The organism is Streptomyces sp. NPDC002144, from assembly GCF_053593695.1.
This window is the reverse complement of the sequence record NZ_JBSFDB010000136.1, coordinates 1-3,710: the sequence shown is the minus strand read 5'-3', so window position 1 is coordinate 3,710 and position 3,710 is coordinate 1. Positions and strand designations below refer to the sequence as shown.

General features: G+C 66.5%; 3 protein-coding genes and 5 pseudogenes. 3 read left to right on the top strand and 5 right to left on the bottom strand.

All coding sequences use genetic code 11. The features are described from left to right. Positions 1-92: 92 nt before the first annotated feature. Positions 93-362 (bottom strand): helix-turn-helix domain-containing protein, encoded by a 270-nt coding sequence (locus ACWCQ1_RS51720; protein WP_451030087.1) that lies wholly within the window; start codon positions 360-362, stop codon positions 93-95. Between the two features lie 535 nt (positions 363-897). On the opposite strand from ACWCQ1_RS51720, the pseudogene ACWCQ1_RS51715 reads away from it, so the two are divergent. Both ACWCQ1_RS51715 and ACWCQ1_RS51710 read left to right on the top strand, forming a co-directional pair. Beyond that, positions 898-1,011 (top strand): annotated as a pseudogene (locus tag ACWCQ1_RS51715) (siderophore-interacting protein); the annotation flags it as partial. Between the two features lie 77 nt (positions 1,012-1,088). Beyond that, positions 1,089-1,268: a siderophore-interacting protein gene (locus tag ACWCQ1_RS51710; protein ID WP_451030088.1), complete on the top strand. Its 180-nt coding sequence runs from the start codon at positions 1,089-1,091 to the stop codon at positions 1,266-1,268. Positions 1,269-1,313: 45 nt separating this feature from the next. Here ACWCQ1_RS51710 and ACWCQ1_RS51705 read toward each other — a convergent pair. The 3 pseudogenes from ACWCQ1_RS51705 to ACWCQ1_RS51695 form a co-directional block, all read right to left on the bottom strand. After that, positions 1,314-1,679, bottom strand: a pseudogene (locus ACWCQ1_RS51705) (FAD-dependent oxidoreductase); the annotation flags it as partial. Beyond that, positions 1,671-2,320 (bottom strand): annotated as a pseudogene (locus ACWCQ1_RS51700) (IS701 family transposase); the annotation flags it as partial. The pseudogenes ACWCQ1_RS51705 and ACWCQ1_RS51700, both read right to left, overlap by 9 nt. A 161-nt stretch (positions 2,321-2,481) precedes the next feature. Continuing rightward, a pseudogene (locus tag ACWCQ1_RS51695) lies at positions 2,482-2,781 on the bottom strand (transposase); the annotation flags it as partial. Between the two features lie 214 nt (positions 2,782-2,995). On the opposite strand from ACWCQ1_RS51695, the gene ACWCQ1_RS51690 reads away from it, so the two are divergent. Beyond that, positions 2,996-3,526 (top strand): hypothetical protein, encoded by a 531-nt coding sequence (locus ACWCQ1_RS51690; RefSeq protein WP_451030086.1) that lies wholly within the window; start codon positions 2,996-2,998, stop codon positions 3,524-3,526. Between the two features lie 2 nt (positions 3,527-3,528). Here ACWCQ1_RS51690 and ACWCQ1_RS51685 read toward each other — a convergent pair. Continuing rightward, positions 3,529-3,710: pseudogene (locus ACWCQ1_RS51685) on the bottom strand (hypothetical protein); the annotation flags it as partial.

The window sequence follows — 3,710 nt, the reverse complement described above, 5'->3', positions numbered from 1 at the left end:
CCCTCCGCGCGAAGTCCACGCCGAGTACGAGAAGTTGCGAATCGCCGCGTGAAATAAACGGTCAGAAGCCTGTCCGGAAAACGCGAGGCCCCTCACTCGGTCACCGACATCCCATCGGTCAAGCGGGCCAGCGCATGGTGGATGCGCAGGGTGGTGCGCCAACGATGGAAGCTCATGCCCAGCTCGGTGTGGAACAGGCGGCTCAGGGTGCGTTCGCTGGCACCCACCCTGCGGCCCAGTTCGGTAAGGGTTGCGGGCTGGGCAGGGTCCTCGTGCAGGAGCGCGGTGGCCGCGCGGAGCCGGTCGTCGTTGGCTTCGGGGAGGTGGAGGGATTGCTCGACGGCGTCGGCAAGCTCATCCACAATGACCGCGAGTAGCCGCCGGTGGGCACCGGGGCGCCGCTCGGGGCTATCGGTGAGGGCGAGGAGCGCTTCTCGCAGCAGAGGACTGACTGCGAAGACACTGGGGTGGTCCACAAGGTGCGCGCACAGGTCGAGCGGGACGTGGAGAACACGTACGTCGGTCCGGCCGTAGAAGCGGTGGGAGTGTGCGAAATGCGGGGGCGTCCAGGTGACACGGTTGGCCGGTGCGACCCACGCTCCGCGTTCCGTGACCGTGGCAAGTGCGCCTGCGGCGGCGTAGACGAGCTGCCCGTCGGGGTGCGAGTGCGCGTCGAGTTGGTAGCCGTGTGGCAGCCACCCGGCCCCCTGCAGGGGCGGGGCGTCTCTACCGGACGGCGCTCGTGAAGGTTGGCGGTCTTTTGGCATTGAAGGTCACTTTACGGGTGGTCACCCATGTGCGCCGAGGCAGACAGTTGCTGCGTGAACCCTGCTACGAGCATGATCCTGCGCGGAGGCGGACGGTCATGACTCCGCGCAACGTCCGAGCAAGCGGGGGATGCTGTCATTGACCGTTCAGGCCAGCAAGCAGACCAGCCCGCACTTCATGACCGTCACGCTGGGTGGAGACGACGTCCGGCACCTGCGACAGACCGGCTTCGACCAGGCTGGCCATCTGTTCTTCAAGGACCCCGCCGATGGCAGTAACGTGTTCCTGCCCAGTAGTGAGCGGAGGATCTCCAGCTCACCCTGCAGGGTGGTCAGCGGCGCCCGCGGGTACGGACGTACACGATCCAACGGTTCAGGCCGGAGGAATCGGCCTTCAATATCGAGGTCTCCCTGCACGAGGTCGACGCGTCCGGCCAGGCATCGGCTACCCCCTCCGAGGAGGCCGCCGTCCTCGCCTTCGGACCTTTAGCAGAGTCCTGAAGGCCGAAGCACTGCAAATGAATCCCAGCAGTTGGTGGCGGGTTTTCAACGCTGGGGGGCGTCGTCGCCGAAGTCGGGGAACTCGCTGGCCAACAGGTGCTCGGCGCCGCCTTCGAGGGCCTGGGCATTCTCGATCGAGCGGGGAAGCATGGTCTTCTCGTAGGCGTGGAGGGCGTCGTCGACGGTCGCCGCCTTCGCCAGGGACAGGGCGAGGTCGCTCGCGTCGAGCATGGCGAGGTTGACGCCGGCGCCCAGCGGTGGCATGAGGTGGGCGGCGTCGCCGAGCAGGGTCACGGTCGGATTGTGCTGCCAGGTGTGTGGCACGGGCAGGGCGAAGATCGGGCGGTCCACATAGGGGTCGTCGTTGTCGGTGATCAGCTGCTTCATGCGAGGTGACCAGTGGGCGTAGCGTAAGGAACCAGTCGTCACTCACGGAGTAGGCGCAGTCGGCGACCACCGCCCGGCAGCCGAAGCCCGCCTCCTTCCCGCGGGCCGCGAGGGCAGCGGCCAGCTGCGGTTTCGTACGGAAGGCCGGATCGGAGCGGCCGCGGTCGAAGTGGTGGGCAGGGGTGTACGGCTGCGCGTGCAGCGGGTAGTACACGCGTCCGTCGGTCCACACCGTGGTCACCGTGACGATGCCGTTGTCCGTCTTGCCCAGCCTGCCCAACCACTACCGGCCCACGAGCGCGGTCGCCGTGCCGTCCTTGCGGTCCCCGGAATCGTCGATCACGATGACCCCGCCGTCGTGCGGAGCCGTCGCCGGCTCCTCGCGCAGCAGCTCAAGCCGCCGGTCGTTGACCTGCTCGGCCTCCCAGGGCGACTCGGACAGGAAGAACTTGCAGCCGCTGCACCCCCGGCATCCCCGCACCGGCCACCGGTTCCGCCCCTGCCAGGCAGGTGATCGTCTTGTTCCGCTCCCGCGGCGCCAGCAGCCCGGTCAGGTACTAGCGAAACCCCCGCCGCTGGGCCAGGCTGAAGAAGATGTCGTCGAACCGGGCCGCGTACTCCTCCAACGGCCCCGGCACAGGCGGACACGGACGCCGAGCGGTCATCTTCCACCCCCAGCAAGGCAGTTGACTCCTACCACCGGCCTACGACCGCCCTGACCTGCCGTCAACCCACGCCACCACCGAATCCAACGAACCACCGGTAGAAGAGCATGGTAGACGGCAACCTGGCTGTTCTCGATGCGTCCGGCAGTGCCAGTGTATTAGCGCTGCACGCCGACCGTGGCGGTGCCCTTCTTTAGGTCACCGGTCTCATCGACCACCAACACCGCATCCTCATCAAGCAGTTGCTCGACGACGAAGCTGCGCAGATCGTCTCGGACCGCATCGGCATCCCACTTCGCCCTCGACAGCAGATGCTGCAGGCCGTACGGGTTCGCATCGCCAGCGTGCTCGGCCAGCGTCCAGCAATTCTTGCGTGGCAGGTCCGACAAGAGCCCGAGCACGAACTCCCGCGCCCGCCGCCGTGGCTCCACTCGGGTGAACCGTCCCGCGATGCGGCCCATCAGGACTTCGAACATGTCCTGCCAGAGGGCGGCATCTATGCTGTGACCTGCGGCCACCGCCTGATCTTCTGGCTTCACACACCGATGATCAACGGCGGCCGCACCCGTTTCCGCATACCACCGATCAAAGGCAACAACGAGCGCGCAACGGGTGGGTGGCGAGGCTGCGGCCCGACGTCGCTCGCCCCTACCATTCGAGGGGAGGGGGCTAAGCATGTGGTCGATCACTTCACGGGCGGTGTTCCGGCGCTTCGTCGGCGCCGTCGCGATCGGCGTTGCGCTGGCCGGAACCTCAGGATGCACGGTTCCCGTCGATGCCGTCGCCGGCATCTCCGTGACCGGCGACGGCCATCTGCTCGGTGTCATGATGGTCTGCGGACATCAGATCGATGGCGCGACCCTCTACGTGGACAGCGACGACGCCAACAAGACGGTCACGGTCGGTTCATGGACCGCCGACCGCCCCCTCAGGGCCGGTCTTACCACCTGGACCCTCGATTCTCCTGCCGCCGGCTGGACCGCGACCAGATCCCTCACTCCGCTCGCCGCCAAGACCACGTATGCCCTCTACGGCTGGACCAAGGACAACTCGTGGTCATCGAGCAGCATCTCCTTCACCCCAAGCGACCGGGACCGGCTCAGCCCAGGAAAAGTCCGCTACGACAAAATCTCGGACAATGGTGATGAATCCGAAGTCACTGTCCCCATAGCGGAGTTCAAAGCGGGGGCCTGCCAGAACATGTAATGCTACGGCGCCTCCGGCCAGGTCGAGGCGCTCCCGTTGTCGGGAGGCACGCGCTCAACCTTCGCCGCCACAAGACACGAGAGCACGATTGAGGGGCCACGAGGTTTCCGGACAGGCACCCAATAGGGTTGTCCTGAACAAGGAAACGAGGACGAAGTGGCGCCACCCAGTAAGTACTCGCCGG